The 16,549-nt window shown below is 67.1% G+C and carries 16 protein-coding genes and 1 pseudogene; 10 read left to right on the top strand and 7 right to left on the bottom strand.

Features of this window, described 5'->3' with window-relative positions; all coding sequences use genetic code 11:
- The first annotated feature begins 72 nt into the window (after positions 1-72).
- From A9J21_RS19945 to A9J21_RS19955, 3 genes and pseudogenes are all read left to right on the top strand, one after another.
- Positions 73-1,587 carry an NAD(P)/FAD-dependent oxidoreductase gene (locus A9J21_RS19945; protein WP_066738844.1) on the top strand — a complete coding sequence of 505 codons (1,515 nt, stop codon included), beginning with the start codon at positions 73-75 and terminating at the stop codon, positions 1,585-1,587.
- Positions 1,584-2,553, top strand: a pseudogene (locus A9J21_RS19950) (alpha/beta fold hydrolase). The gene A9J21_RS19945 and the pseudogene A9J21_RS19950 overlap by 4 nt, the downstream one beginning before the upstream one ends.
- A gap of 30 nt (positions 2,554-2,583) precedes the next feature.
- Positions 2,584-3,309, top strand: a complete 726-nt coding sequence (locus A9J21_RS19955; RefSeq protein WP_066738845.1) for a Coq4 family protein — start codon at positions 2,584-2,586, stop codon at positions 3,307-3,309.
- Positions 3,310-3,402: 93 nt separating this feature from the next.
- Here A9J21_RS19955 and A9J21_RS19960 read toward each other — a convergent pair whose 3' ends face one another.
- On the bottom strand, positions 3,403-3,990 hold the full coding sequence (locus tag A9J21_RS19960) for a malonic semialdehyde reductase (protein WP_066738846.1): 588 nt from the start codon (positions 3,988-3,990) through the stop codon (positions 3,403-3,405).
- Positions 3,991-4,077: 87 nt separating this feature from the next.
- Positions 4,078-5,016 carry a DMT family transporter gene (locus A9J21_RS19965; RefSeq protein ID WP_066738847.1) on the bottom strand — a complete coding sequence of 313 codons (939 nt, stop codon included), beginning with the start codon at positions 5,014-5,016 and terminating at the stop codon, positions 4,078-4,080.
- A gap of 92 nt (positions 5,017-5,108) precedes the next feature.
- On the opposite strand from A9J21_RS19965, the gene A9J21_RS19970 reads away from it, so the two are divergent.
- Together A9J21_RS19970 and A9J21_RS19975 are read left to right on the top strand one after the other, a co-directional pair.
- Positions 5,109-5,540: a DUF1841 family protein gene (locus A9J21_RS19970; protein ID WP_066738848.1), complete on the top strand. Its 432-nt coding sequence runs from the start codon at positions 5,109-5,111 to the stop codon at positions 5,538-5,540.
- 129 nt (positions 5,541-5,669) lie between these two features.
- The gene (locus A9J21_RS19975; RefSeq protein ID WP_066738849.1) at positions 5,670-6,986 is read left to right on the top strand and encodes a phospholipase A; all 1,317 of its coding nucleotides are present in this window, start codon (positions 5,670-5,672) and stop codon (positions 6,984-6,986) included.
- A gap of 42 nt (positions 6,987-7,028) precedes the next feature.
- Here A9J21_RS19975 and A9J21_RS19980 read toward each other — a convergent pair whose 3' ends face one another.
- Positions 7,029-7,433 (bottom strand): co-chaperone YbbN, encoded by a 405-nt coding sequence (locus A9J21_RS19980; protein ID WP_066738850.1) that lies wholly within the window; start codon positions 7,431-7,433, stop codon positions 7,029-7,031.
- Between the two features lie 79 nt (positions 7,434-7,512).
- Positions 7,513-8,070, bottom strand: coding sequence for a nucleotide exchange factor GrpE (gene grpE / locus A9J21_RS19985; RefSeq protein WP_066738851.1), 558 nt, complete (start codon positions 8,068-8,070; stop codon positions 7,513-7,515).
- A 288-nt stretch (positions 8,071-8,358) separates the two neighbouring features.
- Here grpE and A9J21_RS32030 point away from each other — a divergent pair, with 288 nt between their 5' ends.
- Positions 8,359-8,514, top strand: a complete 156-nt coding sequence (locus A9J21_RS32030; RefSeq protein ID WP_029051749.1) for a hypothetical protein — start codon at positions 8,359-8,361, stop codon at positions 8,512-8,514.
- Positions 8,515-8,581: 67 nt separating this feature from the next.
- Here A9J21_RS32030 and A9J21_RS19990 read toward each other — a convergent pair whose 3' ends face one another.
- The 3 genes from A9J21_RS19990 to hrcA all read right to left on the bottom strand — a co-directional run bounded on the left by A9J21_RS19990 (position 8,582) and on the right by hrcA (position 11,302).
- A complete protein-coding gene (locus A9J21_RS19990; protein ID WP_066738852.1) occupies positions 8,582-8,977 on the bottom strand; it encodes an RNA-binding S4 domain-containing protein in 396 nt (131 codons plus the stop codon).
- A 44-nt stretch (positions 8,978-9,021) separates the two neighbouring features.
- Positions 9,022-10,137 carry a ferrochelatase gene (gene hemH, locus A9J21_RS19995; protein ID WP_066738853.1) on the bottom strand — a complete coding sequence of 372 codons (1,116 nt, stop codon included), beginning with the start codon at positions 10,135-10,137 and terminating at the stop codon, positions 9,022-9,024.
- Between the two features lie 112 nt (positions 10,138-10,249).
- On the bottom strand, positions 10,250-11,302 hold the full coding sequence (gene hrcA, locus A9J21_RS20000) for a heat-inducible transcriptional repressor HrcA (RefSeq protein ID WP_066738854.1): 1,053 nt from the start codon (positions 11,300-11,302) through the stop codon (positions 10,250-10,252).
- Between the two features lie 153 nt (positions 11,303-11,455).
- On the opposite strand from hrcA, the gene A9J21_RS20005 reads away from it, so the two are divergent.
- From A9J21_RS20005 to mprA, 4 genes are all read left to right on the top strand, one after another.
- Positions 11,456-12,373, top strand: coding sequence for an NAD kinase (locus A9J21_RS20005; RefSeq protein WP_066738855.1), 918 nt, complete (start codon positions 11,456-11,458; stop codon positions 12,371-12,373).
- 44 nt (positions 12,374-12,417) lie between these two features.
- On the top strand, positions 12,418-14,154 hold the full coding sequence (recN, locus tag A9J21_RS20010) for a DNA repair protein RecN (RefSeq protein WP_066738856.1): 1,737 nt from the start codon (positions 12,418-12,420) through the stop codon (positions 14,152-14,154).
- Between the two features lie 56 nt (positions 14,155-14,210).
- The gene (locus A9J21_RS20015) at positions 14,211-14,705 is read left to right on the top strand and encodes a hypothetical protein (protein WP_231906977.1); all 495 of its coding nucleotides are present in this window, start codon (positions 14,211-14,213) and stop codon (positions 14,703-14,705) included.
- Positions 14,706-14,791: 86 nt separating this feature from the next.
- Entirely contained in the window at positions 14,792-16,489 is a 1,698-nt protein-coding gene (gene mprA / locus A9J21_RS20020) for an MprA protease, GlyGly-CTERM protein-sorting domain-containing form (protein WP_231906978.1), read from the top strand.
- Positions 16,490-16,549 lie beyond the last annotated feature (60 nt).

The following is a 16,549-nucleotide window of genomic DNA, read 5'->3' on the forward strand; positions in this document are numbered from 1 at the left end:
GACATTCCCTATTGTCAGATGGCTTCTGACAACCTATGTTGTCAGAATACTCACTCGCCCCCGGTAGCCGTCATGCGCCCTCAAAGTCCCGATGACGATGTTCTGGATGTCCTGATCGTTGGCGCCGGCCTGTCCGGCATCGGCGCCGCCCGGCAGTTGCAGCAGCAGTGCCCGGACAAGCGTTTCGCCATCCTCGAAGCCCGCGAAGCCATTGGCGGCACCTGGGACCTGTTCCGCTACCCCGGCATCCGCTCGGATTCGGACATGTACACGCTGGGCTACCGCTTCAAGCCCTGGCGCGGGGCCAAGGCCATTGCGGATGGCCCATCGATCCTGGCGTATATCCGCGAGACAGCCGAGGAGACGGGCATCACTCGCCATATCCGGTTCGGCCACAAGGTCGTGGGCGCCGCCTGGCGCAGCGACGAAGCCTGCTGGACCATCGACGCCGAACGCAGCGCCGACGGCAGCCGCCAGCGCCTGCGTGCCCGCCTGCTCTATGTCTGCGCCGGCTACTACAGCTATGCCGAAGGGCATCGGCCCGAATTTCCGGGCGAGCAGGAATTCGGCGGCCAGATGGTCCACCCCCAGTTCTGGGACCCTGCCATCGACTACGCCGGCAAGCGCGTGGTGGTGATCGGCAGCGGCGCCACGGCCGTCACGCTGGTGCCGGCCATGGCCGAAACCGCTGCGCATGTGACGATGCTGCAACGTTCGCCCACATACATTGTGACCCGTCCGGGTGAGGACCCCATCGCGCACAAGCTCCGGCGCATGCTGCCCGAACGCCTGGCCTACCGCGCCACGCGCTGGAAAAACGTGCTGCTGGGCATGTTCTTCTTCCAGCTGGCGCGTCGCCGTCCGGCCAGGGTCAAGGAGCGCATCGTCGGCATGGCGGCGGCCCAGCTGGCGCCGGGCTTCGACGTCGGCACCCATTTCACGCCGCGCTACAACCCGTGGGACCAGCGCGTCTGCCTGGTGCCCGACGGCGACCTGTTCCGCGAAATCCGCAACGGCCGCGCCTCGGTGGTCACCGACCAGATCGACCGTTTTACCCCCGACGGCATCCTGCTGAAGTCCGGACAGACATTGCCGGCCGATGTGGTGGTCGTGGCCACCGGCCTGAAGCTGAACATGCTTGGCGATATCGCGCTGACTGTCGACGGCCAGCCGCGCCGCCCGTCCGAATCGCTGGCTTACAAGGGCATGATGCTTGGCAACGTGCCCAACCTGGCGCTGGCGTTTGGCTACACCAATGCGTCGTGGACGCTCAAGGCCGATCTCACCGCCGAGTATGTCTGCCGTCTGCTGCGGTTCATGGACCGGCGCGGCTACCGGATCGCGATGCCCGAGGTCGATCCCACCGTGCAGACCGTGCCGTTCCTGGACTTCTCGTCGGGCTACGTGCAGCGCGCCGCGTCCGTGCTGCCGCGCCAGGGACACCGCAAACCGTGGCGCGTGTATCAGAATTACCTGATGGACATGCTGACCATCCGGCATGGCCGCATCGACGATGGCGTGCTGCGCTTTGACCGCGTGGCCGCCACGCTGCCGAACAACGATCCGATTGCCGAGGCCCAATCTTGAACGTCTTTCTTGCGCTGATTGCCGTGGTGGTGGCCCTGGCCGCCGCCCTGCTCGTCCTGCTGTTCCTGTTCACCCGGCACACGGTGCGCAAGATCGAGGCCGGGCTGCCGCCCACCGGACGCTTTGTCGACGTACCCGGCGCCCGCCTGCACGTGATCGAACAGGGCCAGGGCCAGCCGGTGCTGCTGGTCCACGGCCTGTCCGGGCAGCTTGCCAACTTCGCGTACGGGATGGTCGAACCGCTGGCGCGGGACTTCCGCGTGGTGGCCGTCGATCGCCCGGCCGCCGGCTGGTCCACGCGCGAGCCCGGCGCACCGGCCGACCTGCGCGCGCAGGCCGATACGCTGGCCGCGCTGATCGACAAGCTGGGGCTGGAAAAACCGCTGGTGGTCGGCCATTCGCTGGGCGGCGCCATTGCGCTGGCGCTGGCCACCCACCACCCCGAGCGCGTGGGCGGCCTGGCGCTGATCGCCCCGCTGACCCATCCGCCCCAAGGAAATCTCGCCGGTGTTCAAGGCCATGACGATCCCGAGCACGGCCATGCGCAAGCTGATCGCCTGGACGCTGCTGATCCCGATGTCGATCCGCAATCGCGAGCAGGTCATGGATATCGTGTTCGGCCCCGATGCCGTGCCGGCTGACTTTCCGGTGCGCGGCGGCGGGCTGCTGGCGCTGCGGCCCGGACATTTCCTGGGCGCGTCCGAAGACCTGATCGGTGCCGCACACAGCCTGCCGCCGCTGGTGGCGCAATATGGCGACCTGCGCGTGCCGGTGAACATCCTCTACGGGCGCGAAGACCGCATCCTCGATTACCGCAAGAACGGCGAAGCGTTTGTCGCCAGGGTGCCCGCCGCCCGGCTGACCCTGGTGACTGGCGGGCATATGCTGCCGGTGACCGCCATCGATGCCAGCGTCGATTTCGTGCGCACCGCGGCCGCCCGCCTGCGCGAGCCGGCAACCGCCTGACCCGCAGCCATCAAAGAAAGGAAACCAACCATGGCTTCTTCCACCGGCTACAACCCCTACCGGCGCGACCTGGGCACCGCGTTCCAGGCCATCCGCAAGCTGCTTGCCGACGGCAACGACACGGAACAGGTGTTCAAGATCATGCGGGCGCTGAACGGCCCGTCGATGCCGCACAACTACAGCCGCCTGCTATCCACCGCCGATGGCCGGCGCATGGCCTATCAGCGCGTCGAACTGGCTGAAAAACTATCCGATCCGGGCTACGTGGCGCGCTTCGCGCCGGGCACCGTGGGCGCCGCGTATCGCGCTTTCCTGGAAAAGACCGGCTACAGCGCCGATGGCCTGGCAAAGGTATCGAACCTGAACCAGGAGCCCATCGTCGAGGACGCCTATATGTGGTTTGGCCGCCGGACCCGCGACGTCCACGACATCTGGCACGTGCTGACCGGCTACCGCGCCGACGAAAGCCTGGGCGAAGCAGCGCTGGTGGCGTTCAGCTATGCGCAGACCGGCGGCAAGGGCTGGGCCTTTATCGCCATCGCCGCATCACTGAAAAGCTGGCGCGTGACGCGCAGCCTGGCCTTTGCCCGGGCCGTGCTCGAAGGCTACCGGCTGGGCCGCCGCGCCAGCTGGCTGCTGGGCGAGGACTACGAAAAGCTGCTGGCCGAGCCGTTTGACGCCGCGCGCACGCGGTTGGGCATTGCCGAGGCGGTGCGTTACCAGGCGTGCAATCCGATGCAGGAGTGGTCGGCCTGAGCCGGGTCATCGGCGCGGACCCAAACCCGCAACGAAAAAAGGCGACCCCCGAGGGTCGCCTTTTCGTTTGCAGGCAGTTTGCCGAAGCCGGAATCAGACGATGCGGCAGGCTTCGTCGAACGACAGGCGCGGCAGGCGCGGATGGACCTTGTCGGCCTCGCCGTAGCCCAGGTTGATCAGGAAGTTGACCGACCACTTGCCGTCGGGGAAGAACGCGGCGTTGACCTTGCCGGCATCGAAGCCGCCCATCGGGCCGCAGTCGAGGCCCAGCGCACGTGCGGCCAGGATGAAGTAGCCGCCCTGCAGCGAGCTGTTCATCAGGGCATCGCGGGCAATCTTTTCGTCATTGCCGGCGTACCAGGAACGCGCATCGGCGTGCGGGAACAGCTTCGGCAGTTGGTCGTGGAACGCGTTGTCGAAGGCGATGATCGCGGTGACCGGCGCCGAACGGGTCTTCTCCACGTTGCCGGCGGACACGCACTCCACCAGGCGGGCTTTCTGCTCGGCCGACTTCACGAAAACGATGCGGGCCGGCGAGCTGTTGGCAGCCGTGGGACCGAACTTCATCGCTTCGTAAACCTGCTTAAGCAGCGCATCGTCCACGTGCTTGTCTTGCCACACGTTGTGGGTGCGGGCTTCGGTGAACAGTTGTGCGATGGCAGCCTGATCGACGGATTTCATTGCGCGTTTTCCGGGTTTTGTGAAGGAAGAAGGCGCGATTGTACCCAAGCAACCGCCACCCACCCACAAGCGGTTTGATGAAACCATTCAATTCCGTTCGTCGGCGGTATCCAGCGGCGGCGTTCCGCTGGCGCGGCGGGTGAGCCAGAGGACACCCAGCAGGATCAGGCCGCCCCCAACTGCCTGCGTGACGCCGATATGTTCGCCCAGCAGTGCGGCCGCCAGCACCACGGTTACCACCGGCTCCAGCGTCGACAGCATCGACGCCTTCGAGGCCCCCAGCCGCTGCAGGCCGGCAAAGAACGTCAGGATGGCCAATACCGTCGACACCAGCGCAATGGCCACCAGTGCCAGCCAGCCGCCGGCCGTGGACGGAAACTGGGGCGGCACGCCCGCGCTGGTGCGCAGGATGCCGACCGTCACATAGACCAGCGCGGCGGCCGAACAGATCACCGTGGTGGTGGCAATGGCATTGACGCCCGCCGTCACCCTGGCCCCCACCACGATATAGACCGAATAGATCGCGGCAGCTGCCACGCCCAGCGCGATGCCCAGTGGCTCGCCCTCGCCACCGCCGACGGTCAGGCCCGCGCCGACCGAACAGAGCACCAGCGCGATCACGGCCGGCGTGGTCAGCCGTTCCTTGAGGAAGACGGCCGCCAGGATGGTCACGAACAGCGGATACAGATAGAGCAGCAACGCCACCAGGCTGGCCTGCGCGTGGTTCAGCGCAGTGAAGAAGCAGTACGACTGGCCGACATAGCCAATGCCGCCCATCGCCGCCAGCGCCAGCACGCGCCGCAGTGGCGGCAGCGCGATGCCGCGCGTACGCATGACGAACGCCATGGCGATGGCCGCCACCACGAAGCGCACGGCCAGCAGGCCATAGACATCGGCCCCCGCCGCGTAGGCAAACCGCGCAAAGATAGCCATGGCGCCAAAGGCGCTGGCCGACAGCGCGATCAGCAGCACGCCTGCGAGCTTGTCGCGGGCGTGGCCCAGGGTGCCGGTGGCAGAGGCGGTCATAGGGGACGAAAGGGATCCGAAAGCTCGCATTCTACTCACGCGGGCGGCCGCCCCGGCAGCATCCGGACCGCTGCACTACAATAGCGGCCATCATGTTCAATCCCTCAAGAGAAGAAGTCCGCCGTTTCTTCTGCGAAGCCTGGCAGAAGCGCGTTGCGGGCAGTGTCCTCACGCCGCTCGAGGCAATCGCGGTCGACTGGATCGACCAGCATCCCGAATATCACGACCAGCTGGACGATACCGAAGGCGCCGTCGCACGCGACTACACGCCCGAAGCCGGCCAGACCAATCCGTTCCTGCACCTGGCCATGCACCTGTCGATTTCCGAGCAGGTGTCGATCGACCAGCCGCCCGGCATCCGTGCGGCGTACGAGGCACTGAGCCGCCGCCTTGACTCGCCGCACGCCGCCCAGCACGAGATCATGGAAGCACTTGGCCAGATGCTCTGGAATGCCCAGCGCAACGGCACGCCGCCGGACGGACAGGCCTACGTGGACGACATCAAACGCCGCGCAGCGGGCTGAGCGCGTCCGACAGACACCGACAAGAGCATCGCGCGCCGCATGCTAATCTCATGCGGTCGCAACTTTTGTCATGCCCGCACCACCTGACCCTTGCCGGTTGCGCCTTCCGGTGCGGCGTGCCGTTGTCCCATGCCTTTCAACTTCCCCGTGCGGGCCGCTCGACGGCCCGCCGTTGCCCGGCCTGTGTCTGCGCGCGTGTCGACGCTGGTTTGCGCGCTGACCATGGCGGGCGCCGTGCTGATGCCGATGGCGGCGCACGGCGCCGTGGCGCTGCTGCAGCCGCCGCGCCAGGTCGATGGCACCCGGCCGCTCACGCTGACGTTGCTGGTCAGTGCCGATGCGGCGACACGCCGCTACGCGGTGCCCGAATCGCTGCAGGTGACCGCGTCGGGCGACCTGGCCGCGCCGATCCGCATCGACCTGAAACGCGTGGGCAGCGGGCCGGCCGTGCTGAACCTGCATCCCGGCGAAAACCGCACCATCGCCTATAGCGGCGAATGGCCGGCCGACCTGCGCGGCCAGGTGCGCCTGGACGTCACCGGCATCGACGCCGCGCCGGTACTGGTCACGCTCAATCGTGCGCCGGCGCCGGGCGACATCGCACCAGCATCGCCCACATCGTCCGCAGTGGCCGCCACGCCTGCCGCGTCGGCCCCCGAGGCAAAACCGCCGGTCACGCCCATCGTCATGGCAGGCAACAACGCTCCGGCGCCCGCCCCGGCGGACCTTCGCGACGCCCAGCGCCTGTCGTTCAACGAGCCGATGTACATCATGTTTGGCGCACACGATGGCGCCAACGCCAAGTTCCAGATCAGCTTCAAATACCGGATCTTCGAAGGCAAGGATCCGAATTCGAAGTCGGTGCTGGACAACCTGTACTTCGCCTACACGCAGTTCTCGCTGTGGGACCTGGCCGGCGACTCGCGCCCGTTCAAGGACACCAACTACCGGCCCAGCCTGTATTACTACCTGTCGGATACGGGCGTGAAGAACAGCGTGCTCAGCCGCCTGTCGGTAGCCACCGGTTTCGAACACGAATCGAACGGCAAGTCCGGCGACGAATCGCGCGGGGTCAACACGCTGTTCGTGAAACCGACGATGTACTTTGGCGACCAGACCGATTGGCACTGGCGCGTGGCGCCCAAGCTCTACGCCTACGTGGGCAAGAGCGACAACGAGGACATCGCGCACTATCGCGGCTACATGGACCTGAACATCGCCTATGGCAAGGCCGATTCCTGGGAACTGGCCGCCACCCTGCGCAAGGGCACGCGCAAGGGCTATGGCAGCGTCGACACGCAACTGACCTACCCGCTGGCGCGGTTGCTGCCCGGCACGGCCGGCTTCCTGATGGCGGGCTTCTTCTACGGCTACGGCGAGAGCCTGCTCTACTACAACCAGAAGACGCCGTGGCAGTTCCGCATCGGCTACGCGCTGTCCCGCTGATGGCGCGGGCCCCGGGGGGGCCAGTGGGGGTGAGCCAGCCAATCAGCCGGCCAGCGGCTTGCCCTCGGCCTTGAGCCGCGCATTGCCGGCCGCCGCGGCGAACTGGCCGTAGCCATGCCAGCCGGTGGCGCGCCCGAGCTTCTTGCCATTGTGGAAGAACATGAACACGGGAATGCCGTGCAGGCCGAAGCGGCGGCCCAGTTCGGGATGCGCGTAGACGTTGGTGTGCAGCCAGCGCAGGTTCAGCACACGCAGCTTGTCGGGATCGGCCAGGATGGCCTTCTTCGCCATCTCGCAATTGAAGCAGTCCACGCCCCAGAAGAAGACGCAGACCAGGTCGTCGCCAGCGGCCGCGATGGCGGCATCGATGGTGTCGGGGCCTACCGGCTCCATGGCGAGCGCCTCGAAGGCACGATGATCGAGGTGGGGTTCTTGCGCGTCGGACATCGACGGGTCCTCCGGAAACAACAACGCCCGGAGACCTTGCGGCCACCGGGCGTCTTTCAGTCCGTTATATCGAAACGGGTCAGCGCGGCGCCGAGACCGTCACCAGCGCCGGACGCAGCACGCGGTCGGCAATCGTGTAGCCACGTTGCAGCACCGTGACCACCGTGTTCGGTTCCTGCTCGGACGGCACCATCGAGATGGCCTGGTGGCGATGCGGATCGAACTTCTCGCCGACCGGGTTGACCTCGACGATCTTGCCGCGCTCGAAGGCAGCACCCAGCTGACGTGCCGTAAGCTCCACACCTTCGCGCAGCTTGGCCAGGTCGCCGGTGTTGTCGGCCAATGCAGCCTGCAGGCTGTCCATCACGGGCACGAGGTTGTCGGCAAAGTTTTCAATGGCGAACTTGTGCGCCTTGGCGACTTCGTCCTGCGAGCGGCGGCGGATGTTCTCGCCTTCGGCCGTGGCGCGCATGAACAGGTCGTAGGTTTCCTTGACCTTGGCTTCCAGCTCGGCCACCTGCTGGGTCAGGCGAGCAACATCGTCGGCACCGGCGGCGGCAGCCTCGGGCGCCGGCGCTGCAGCGGCGTTGGCCGCCTGCTGCGTGTTCGTATCTGGCGTCTGATTCTGTTCTTCCATGTCGATTCGTATCAAAAATGCAAAACCGCGGCCCGCGCTGACTGCGGACCGAGGGGTGGATCGGATGCCAATCGGCAAGTCTAGCCGCACATGGCGCCGCGCTTCCAGTTTTTCAAGTGTGCGGGTTCAGAGACCCCGAAATACGCCGTTACAAAGGCCTGTTTCATGCAATCTGGTGTTCATTGATTTGCTGCAACGCAAACACTAAGATTCAATACAGGAAAAAATGACAAAAATAACGGGAGCAAAAAGGTGGATCAATTTGGTGCATCTTTAGGACGCTTCACCATGCACAAGCTACCAGTCGTGACGTTCTGCCTGGTCGCCGTACTGTCGGCGATGACGGCCTTTATCTGTCTGTCCGAAGCGGTGGCGCCGCGCGACACCGAGTATGGCAGCGGCAAGGCCGTATTCAAGCATTACCTCGTGCAGTACGTCCGCTGACTGCCCCTTCCGCGCGATCCGGCTGCGGCAGCCATGCCGTGGCGGGATGCCTGCCATTTCCGATTCCCTATCCTCTGAAGCTGTCGATCCGGCGCCGGTCGCGCTTGGTCGGACGCCCCTGCAGTTCGGCGGTCGGCTCGGGCTGCATGCGCCGCCGGTCTGACTCCGCCTGGCGCCGGGACTGGCTTTCCGGGCTTTCCTCGTAGGTACTCTGGGCAATCGGGGCCGCGCCGCGCGACGCCGGTACACCCTTGACCACCACTTCCCAGCGCTGCTGGTGAGCTTCCAGCACCACCGTATCGCCAGGCTTCACTTCCCGCGAATTCTTGACCGGCTGGCCATTCACCGTCACCCGGCCACGCTCCACCGCATCGGCCGCCAGCGAGCGCGTCTTGAAGAACCGCGCGCACCACAGCCACTTGTCGATGCGCATCCGCGCACCTGCCTCGAAATCCACTTGCATCGTCAAATCCTTCCCGACTCCCTTGCTGCCCGCCCTGCCATCGCTCAGGCCGCCGCGCCGCGCGTCTGGGCACGGCTGCGGCGCGCTTCCAGTTCGTGCGGATGCGGCACGCCCAGCGGCCAGCCTTGCAGATGTTGCAGGGCAATGTCGGCCAAACCGGCGATCCAGGGCTCGGAATCATTCATGCATGGAATGAAATGGAAATCCTGGCCGCCCGCCACCCGGAACTCGCTTTGCCCTTCCATCGCAATTTCCTCAAGCGTCTCGATGCAATCGGCCGGAAAGCCCGGACAGAACACATCCACGCGCTGCGTCCCGACCTTGCCCAGTTCCGTCAGCGTCGGCGCCGTATAGGGCTGCAGCCATTCGGCCTTGCCAAAGCGCGACTGGAACGTCACCTGATACTGGCCCGGTTGCAGGCCCAGGGCCTCGCCGAGCAGCCGGCCCGTCTTCAGGCATTCGCAATGATAGGGATCGCCCAGGTCCAGCAGCCGGCGCGGCAGGCCGTGGAACGACAGGATCAGCTTGTCGCCCCGCGCGAAGTCCGGCACCCCGTGGTGCGTCCAGTACGCCCGAACCTGGGCGTCCAGCGCCGCGATATAGGCCGGATGATCATGAAAGTGTTTTATTAGCCGCAATTCCGGCTGGTTGCGCCAGCCGCCCAGTACCCGGAACAGCTCGTCGAAGGCGGTGGCCGTGGTGGTGCCCGAGAACTGCGGATAGAGCGGCAGCACCAGGACCTGCTCGGTGCCCTGCCGACGCAGCGCTTCCATCACCGAGCCGATCGACGGATTGCCGTAGCGCATGGCGCAGGCCACGGTCACGTCATGCCCCAGCTTGTGCATCAGCAGTTGCAGTGCATGTGCCTGGCGCTCCGTGTGGACCAGCAGCGGCGACCCGGTCATATGCGCCTCGCGCAGCCAGATCGACTCGTATTTCATGGCCGACGCCCGCGAACGGAACGGCAGGATCAGCCCATGCAGGATAGGCAGCCAGGCCAGGCGCGGGATTTCCACCACGCGCGGATCGGACAGGAACGCCTTCAGGTAGCGGCCCACCGCCTTGGGCGTGGGGGCATCGGGGGTGCCGAGGTTGATCAGCAGAATCGCGGTGCGCGGCGGCTGGCCGTGCTGGTATGCCGGTTCAGGCGAAAACGTCATGGGGTTTCGGTTTCTGATGCCGGGGCGCTGGCAATCGGGAATTCGGTCTGGAAAATGGAATGGTAGCCGGGCGCCGGTGTCCGGCCCCTAGAGGACAGACACCGGCACCGCATCAGGAGTTCTGGCTCAGCGCGCTGGACAGCAGCCTGGCCGTGATGTCGACGATCGGGATCACCCGCTCGTAGGCCATGCGGGTCGGGCCGATCACGCCCAGCGTGCCGACGATCTGGCCATCCACCTCGTAGGGCGCCGTGATGACGGCCATGTCTTCCAGCGGCACGAGCTGGCTCTCGCCGCCAATGAAGATCTGCACGCCCTGCGCGTGGCTGGACACGTCCAGCAGCTGCAGCAGGCTGGTCTTGTGTTCGAACACGTCAAAGAGCCGGCGCAGCTTGTCCATGCTCGACGACAGGTCTTCCACTTCCAGCAGCCGGCGTTCGCCCGAAATGAACACCTGCTCGACGTTGTCCTCGGCCATGGCGTTGCTGCCGGCCTCCACCGCCGCCTGCATCAGCGACGACATGTCGCGCCGCAGTGCCTGCAGCTCACCCCGCAGGTGGTCGCGCACGGCGTTGAAGCTCATGCCCGCATAGTGGGTGTTGAAGAAGTTGGCGGCCTCGATCAGCTGGGCTGGCGTGTAGGACAGCTCGGTCTGGATGATACGGTTCTGCACGTCGCCCTCGGGGCTGACGATGATCAGCAGGATGCGCTTGTCCGACAGCCGCATGAATTCCACCTGCCGGAACGCCTGGGCGCGCCGTGGCGTCATCACCACGCCGGCAAAGCGCGACAGGTTCGACAGCGTATGGGCGGCCGCCGTGATCATGCGCTGCGGGCCCAGCTGCTGGCTTGCCATCTGGCCCTGGATCTGGTCCTTCAGGTCGGCCAGCTCGGCGCTCAGGCCCGGTGGGCCTTCCAGCGGGCGCGCGGTCAGCATGGTGTCGACGAACAGCCGGTAGCCACGGGGCGTGGGAATGCGGCCGGCCGACGTGTGCGGGCTGGCAATGAATCCCATTTCCTCAAGGTCCGACATCACATTGCGGATGGTGGCCGGCGACAGGTCCAGACCCGAGTACTTCGACAGGGTCCGCGAGCCCACGGGCTGCCCTTCGGCGATGTAGCGCTCGATCAGGGTCTTGAGCAGCGTTTTAGAACGTTCGTCCATGATGCTGGGGATTTTAATCAAAACTGGCCCGTTCGGGCGCCGCCGCACGTGGTTGACCCGACGATTGGTGTGCGCGACGGGTGCGCCGGGCGCCTTTCCGGCGGTGCCGGGCCGAAGCTGGCAATGGTCATGCCGGTATGTTCTAATCCCGCCATGTCTGCCCCCTCAAAGCCCAGCGCCGCGCGCGCTCCGTTCAAGACTGTCGCCCTGGTGGGCAGGCACTCGACCGCCGGTATCGAAGGCCCGCTGGAGGAGCTTGCGTCCTGCATATCCCGCAACGGCCAGGATGTGGTGTTCGAGCGCGAGACGGCCATGGCCACGGGGCTGACCGGCTACCCGGTGCTGAGCCCCGAGGAAATCGGCCGCGAAGCCGACGTGGCCGTGGTGCTGGGGGGCGATGGCACGCTGCTGGGCCTGGCCCGCCAGCTGGCCGGCCACAACGTGCCGGTGATCGGCGTCAACCACGGCCGGCTGGGCTTCATGACCGACATCCCGCTTGAGGACGTCACCCGGACACTGCCCGAAATGCTGGCCGGCCGCTACGAGGCCGAATCGCGCATGCTGCTGGAATCGCGCGTGATCCGCGACGATGCCGTCATTTTCTCGGCGCTGGCGTTCAATGACGTGGTGGTGAACCGATCCGGCATCTCGGGCATGGTCGAACTGGCCGTCTCGGTCGACGGCTATTTCATGTACAACCAGCGGTCGGACGGCCTGATCGTGTCCACGCCCACCGGTTCCACCGCCTACGCGCTGGCCGCGGGCGGCCCGATCCTGCATCCCACGCTGTCGGGGCTGGTGCTGGTGCCGATTGCCCCGCACGCGCTGTCGAACCGGCCGATCGTGCTGCCGCACGATGCCGAGGTCACGATCGAGGTGGCCAGCGCGCGCGATGTCAGCGTCAACTTCGACATGCAGTCACTGGCGTCGCTGCTGCCCGGCGACCGGATCGTCGTGCGCCGCTCGGCCAAGACCGTCAACCTGCTGCACCCGCTGGGCTACAACTACTACGCCACGCTGCGCAAGAAGCTGCACTGGCACGAGTACCCGACCGAAGACAACCGGCTCTGAGCCTGCCCTTCCCCGTTTCCGCCTGACGCCACCTACCGCTCAAGATGCTGCGCAGCCTGTCCATCCGCGATTTCGTCATCGTCGATACGCTCGACCTCGACTTCTCGGCCGGCTTCACCGTGTTCACCGGCGAAACCGGCGCCGGCAAGTCGATCCTGATCGATGCACTGGCGCTGGTGCTGGGCGAGCGCGCCGATGCCGGCGTGGTCCGTGAAGGCGCGGCCCGCGCCAGCATCAGCGCCACCTTCCTGACACATCCCGCGCTGGACGCCTGGCTGGCGGAACGCGAACTCGCCGGCGACGACGACACCGTGCTGCTGCGCCGCACCGTCGACGCTTCGGGCCGCGGCAAGGCATTCATCAATGGCGCCGCCGCCACGCTGGCCCAGCTGCGCGAAGTGGGCGACCAGCTCGTCGATATCCACGGCCAGCACGCACACCAGCAACTGCTGCGCCCGGACGCCCAGCGTCACCTGTTCGATGCCCACGCGGGGCTGACCGAGCAGGCCGGCGCCGTCGCCGAGTCCTGGCGCGCCTGGCGGGCCGCTCGCTCGCAGCGCGAGGCGGTGGAACACCAGTCGCGCGAGATGCAGCTTGAACGCGAGCGGCTTGAATGGCAGGTGGGCGAACTTGACAAGCTGGCGCCGCAGGCCGGCGAGTGGGACGAAATCCAGTCCGAATACAACCGCCTGTCGCATGCGGCGAGCCTGATCGACGGCAGCCGCGCGGCGCTGGACGCGCTGTCCGAATCCGATGGCGCCGTGGCATCGGTGCTCAACGGCGTGGTTCACCGCCTGCAGCAGCTTGCCGATGTCGACCCGGGCCTGCGCGACGTGCTGGCCGCGCTGGAACCGGCGCTGGTGCAGGTCGACGAGGCCGCCCATTCGCTGACCCGCTACGTCGACCGGCTCGAACTGGACCCCGAGCGGCTGCAGGCCGTGGAAGAACGCATGCAGGCGTTGCACACCACCGCGCGCAAGTACCGGCTGCCGCCGGAGCAGTTGCCCGATGAACTGCTGGCCCGCAGGCAGCAGCTTGACGACCTGCAGGCCGCCCAGGACATCAACAAGGTGCTGGCCCGCGAGGCCGCCGCCCGCGCCGCCTACCTGACGCTGGCCCAGCATCTTTCGGCCGCGCGCAAGGTGGCCGCCACCGCCCTGTCGGCCGCCGTCACCGATGCCATGCAGGGGCTGTCGATGGCCGGCGGCACATTTGCGGTGGCCCTGAATCCGCTGGACGAAGGCCTGAGCCATGGACTGGAGCAGGTGGAATTCCTGGTCGCCGGCCATGCAGGCGTCAGCGCCCGGCCTCTGGCACGCGTGGCATCGGGCGGCGAACTGGCCCGTATCAGTCTGGCGATCTCGGTGATCACCAGCGAGGCCGCGCCCACCCCGACACTGATCTTCGATGAAGTCGATACCGGCATCGGCGGCGCCGTGGCCGAGGTGGTGGGCCGCAGGCTGCAGGAACTGGGCCGCTCGCGCCAGGTGCTGTGCGTCACGCACCTGCCGCAGGTGGCCGCGCAGGCTGGCGCCCATCTGCTGGTCAGCAAGGAAAGCAAGACCGACAAGGCCGGCGCGGTCACGCGTTCGCGCATCCGCCTGCTGGATACCGAGGGCCGCATCAACGAGACCGCGCGCATGCTTGGCGGTGCCACGGTGACTGCCACGACGGTGCAACACGCCGAAGAGATGCTGGCCCAGGGTGCCCGCGCCACCGCGCAGGCGGCCAATGCGCCGCGCGAAGGCGGGGGCAGGAAGCCTCGCCGCGCGGCGGGCTGAGCCCCGCGCTCCCCCCGGCCGGCACCCACGCAAACAAGGACAGGAGTTTCAAACCGATGACCCATGGCAAGCTGCCATCGACCCGCCGCACGATTGCCGGACCGGTTGCCGATCCGATCGCCCGAACGCCGGCTGGCCGGTTCACCCGCCACCTGGCCGCCTCCGCGCTGGTGGCGCTGGGCCTGACCGCGCTGACCGCCTTGTCGGGCTGTGCTTCCGAATCGAAATCGTTTGCCCCGCCGCGTGGCAGCATCACCGACGACCGTGCCATCGGCGACATCCTGGTGAAGTTCACGCCGCCGGAGGTGACCATGTCCGAGGATGCCGGCAAGCTGCTGGCCGACGTGCAGGGCCCGGTGCGCTACATCGTCAAGCGGCCGATGTCGGGCGGTGCCTGGCTCGTGACGGCGATCACCGCGTCGGCCGACGTCACGCTGGCGCAGGCCGTGGCTACGTTGCAGGCGGCGCCGCGCGTGGAATCCGCCACCGCCGACCGCATGCTGCGGCCGCATCGCACCAAGCCGGCCGGCCGCGACATGCCGAACCCGTAAGCCCAAAGCCCAAGGCACCCGGCGCGAAAAGCAACCCATACTGATCTATCAGCAGTTCGCATCAAACGTTCTCCACAGGAGTCCAGATGTCGCACGCAACGCTGAAGTCCCGCAAAGGCTCAATCGCGCCGGTATTGCTGGCGATGGCGGCCAGCGCCCTGCTTGGCCTGCCCGGCATCTCCCACGCCGATGCCGCCATGACGCAGGCATCGTCATCGGCTGCTTCATCGGCTTCGGCGTCCGCCTCGGCCACCTCCTCCACGGTACGGCCGGCGCCACGCTACACCGGCAACTACATCGTGCGGTGGCGCGACGGCAGCCAGAGCACCGACACCAGCGCCGACACCGCGCGCATGCGCCGGGTGGCATCCAATACCGGGCTGGCGCTGTCGGTCAGGCGCCCGATGGCCAACGCCATGCAGTTGCTGACGGTCAAGGACAGCCGTGGCGACGATCCGCAAACCGTCGCCAGGCGGCTGCGGCAGGACCCGCGCGTGGCGGACGCCGTACCCGACCGCTGGCTGCAACTGCACGACACCGTGCCGAACGACTCCGATTTCGCGAACCAGGTGGCCTACATGGGTTCGCCGACGACCACGACCGGCGCGGCCAACCTGTCGCGCGCCTGGGACCGCTCCCGCGGGAGCGCCAATGTGGTGATTGCCGTGGTGGACACCGGCTATCTCGATCACCCCGATCTGGCGGGCCGGCTGGTGGCCGGCTACGACTTCATCAGCACCACGTCGGTATCGGTCGATGGCGACGGACGCGACAGCGACGCGCACGACCCGGGCGACTACGTGCCGTCCGGCACCACCTGCCCCGACGGCTCCGGCGCCAGCGACAGCAGCTGGCATGGCACGCGCGTAGCCAGCGTATTGGGCGCGGCCACCAACAATGCAAGCGGTATTGCCGGGGTGGACTGGAATGCGCGCATCCAGCCAGTGCGCGTGTCGGGCCGCTGCGGCGCGCTGCTGTCCGATACGGTCGATGGCATGCGCTGGGCCGGTGGCCTGCCGGTACCCGGCGTGCCGAACAACCCGACGCCGGCCAAGGTGGTCAACGTCAGCCTGGGCGGCGGCAGCTGCTCCAGCATCGAGCAGCAGGCCGTGAACGACCTCAATGCCGCGGGCGTGGTGGTGGTGGCTGCCGCCGGCAATTCGGCCGGCGCGGTCGAGGCCCCGGCCGACTGCTCGGGCGTGATCGCCGTGACGGCCAACGCCAACGATGGCGAGAACGCCAGCTTTGCCAACGTGGGGCCGGAAGTGACGCTCAGTGCGCCCGGCGGCGGCTGCGGCAACTCGAAGGTCATCGTTACCAACGGTACGGCGACGGGCTGCACCACCGCCCAGTCGTTTATCCGCACGCTGTCGAACGCCGGTACGGCCGGGCCCACCACTTACAACATCGTCAGTTCGCAGGGCACCAGTTTCTCGGCGCCGATGGTGTCGGGCGTGGTGAGCCTGATGTTTGCGGTCAACCCGGCGCTGACGCCTGCACAGGTCACCGCGGTACTGAAGAACACGGCACGTGCCCATCCGGCCAACACGTTCTGCACAAGCAGCGCCAATGTCGGCAAATGTGGCGCAGGCCTGCTCGACGCCGACGCCGCGCTGGCAGCGGCGCCGAATCCGCCATCAAGCGGCTCCACATCGACCAGCACGACGGCGGATAGCGGCGGTGGTGGCGGCGGCGGTGGTGGCGCGTTCTCGCCGTGGAGCGCGGCGGTATTGCTTGTGATCGGCCTGATCGGCTTCGGCACGCGACGACGGGCGCAGCGGTAGGCGTCCACAGTACCTCTCGCGCCCGCGCTCTCCCCAAGCCCCTCTCCCGCAGGCGGGAGA

Origin of the sequence: Cupriavidus sp. D384 (genome assembly GCF_001652915.1) — a bacterium.
In the GTDB taxonomy this organism is placed as follows: domain Bacteria; phylum Pseudomonadota; class Gammaproteobacteria; order Burkholderiales; family Burkholderiaceae; genus Cupriavidus.

Coding starts and splice junctions, on each gene's coding strand:
- A9J21_RS19945 (WP_066738844.1), top strand. CDS start 73: ATGCGCCCTCAAAGTCCCGATGACGATGTTCTGGATGTCCTGATCGTT.
- A9J21_RS19955 (WP_066738845.1), top strand. CDS start 2,584: ATGGCTTCTTCCACCGGCTACAACCCCTACCGGCGCGACCTGGGCACC.
- A9J21_RS19960 (WP_066738846.1), bottom strand. CDS start 3,990: ATGAAATCCGTCGATCAGGCTGCCATCGCACAACTGTTCACCGAAGCC.
- A9J21_RS19965 (WP_066738847.1), bottom strand. CDS start 5,016: ATGACCGCCTCTGCCACCGGCACCCTGGGCCACGCCCGCGACAAGCTC.
- A9J21_RS19970 (WP_066738848.1), top strand. CDS start 5,109: ATGTTCAATCCCTCAAGAGAAGAAGTCCGCCGTTTCTTCTGCGAAGCC.
- A9J21_RS19975 (WP_066738849.1), top strand. CDS start 5,670: ATGCCTTTCAACTTCCCCGTGCGGGCCGCTCGACGGCCCGCCGTTGCC.
- A9J21_RS19980 (WP_066738850.1), bottom strand. CDS start 7,433: ATGTCCGACGCGCAAGAACCCCACCTCGATCATCGTGCCTTCGAGGCG.
- grpE (WP_066738851.1), bottom strand. CDS start 8,070: ATGGAAGAACAGAATCAGACGCCAGATACGAACACGCAGCAGGCGGCC.
- A9J21_RS32030 (WP_029051749.1), top strand. CDS start 8,359: ATGCACAAGCTACCAGTCGTGACGTTCTGCCTGGTCGCCGTACTGTCG.
- A9J21_RS19990 (WP_066738852.1), bottom strand. CDS start 8,977: ATGCAAGTGGATTTCGAGGCAGGTGCGCGGATGCGCATCGACAAGTGG.
- hemH (WP_066738853.1), bottom strand. CDS start 10,137: ATGACGTTTTCGCCTGAACCGGCATACCAGCACGGCCAGCCGCCGCGC.
- hrcA (WP_066738854.1), bottom strand. CDS start 11,302: ATGGACGAACGTTCTAAAACGCTGCTCAAGACCCTGATCGAGCGCTAC.
- A9J21_RS20005 (WP_066738855.1), top strand. CDS start 11,456: ATGTCTGCCCCCTCAAAGCCCAGCGCCGCGCGCGCTCCGTTCAAGACT.
- recN (WP_066738856.1), top strand. CDS start 12,418: ATGCTGCGCAGCCTGTCCATCCGCGATTTCGTCATCGTCGATACGCTC.
- A9J21_RS20015 (WP_231906977.1), top strand. CDS start 14,211: ATGACCCATGGCAAGCTGCCATCGACCCGCCGCACGATTGCCGGACCG.
- mprA (WP_231906978.1), top strand. CDS start 14,792: ATGTCGCACGCAACGCTGAAGTCCCGCAAAGGCTCAATCGCGCCGGTA.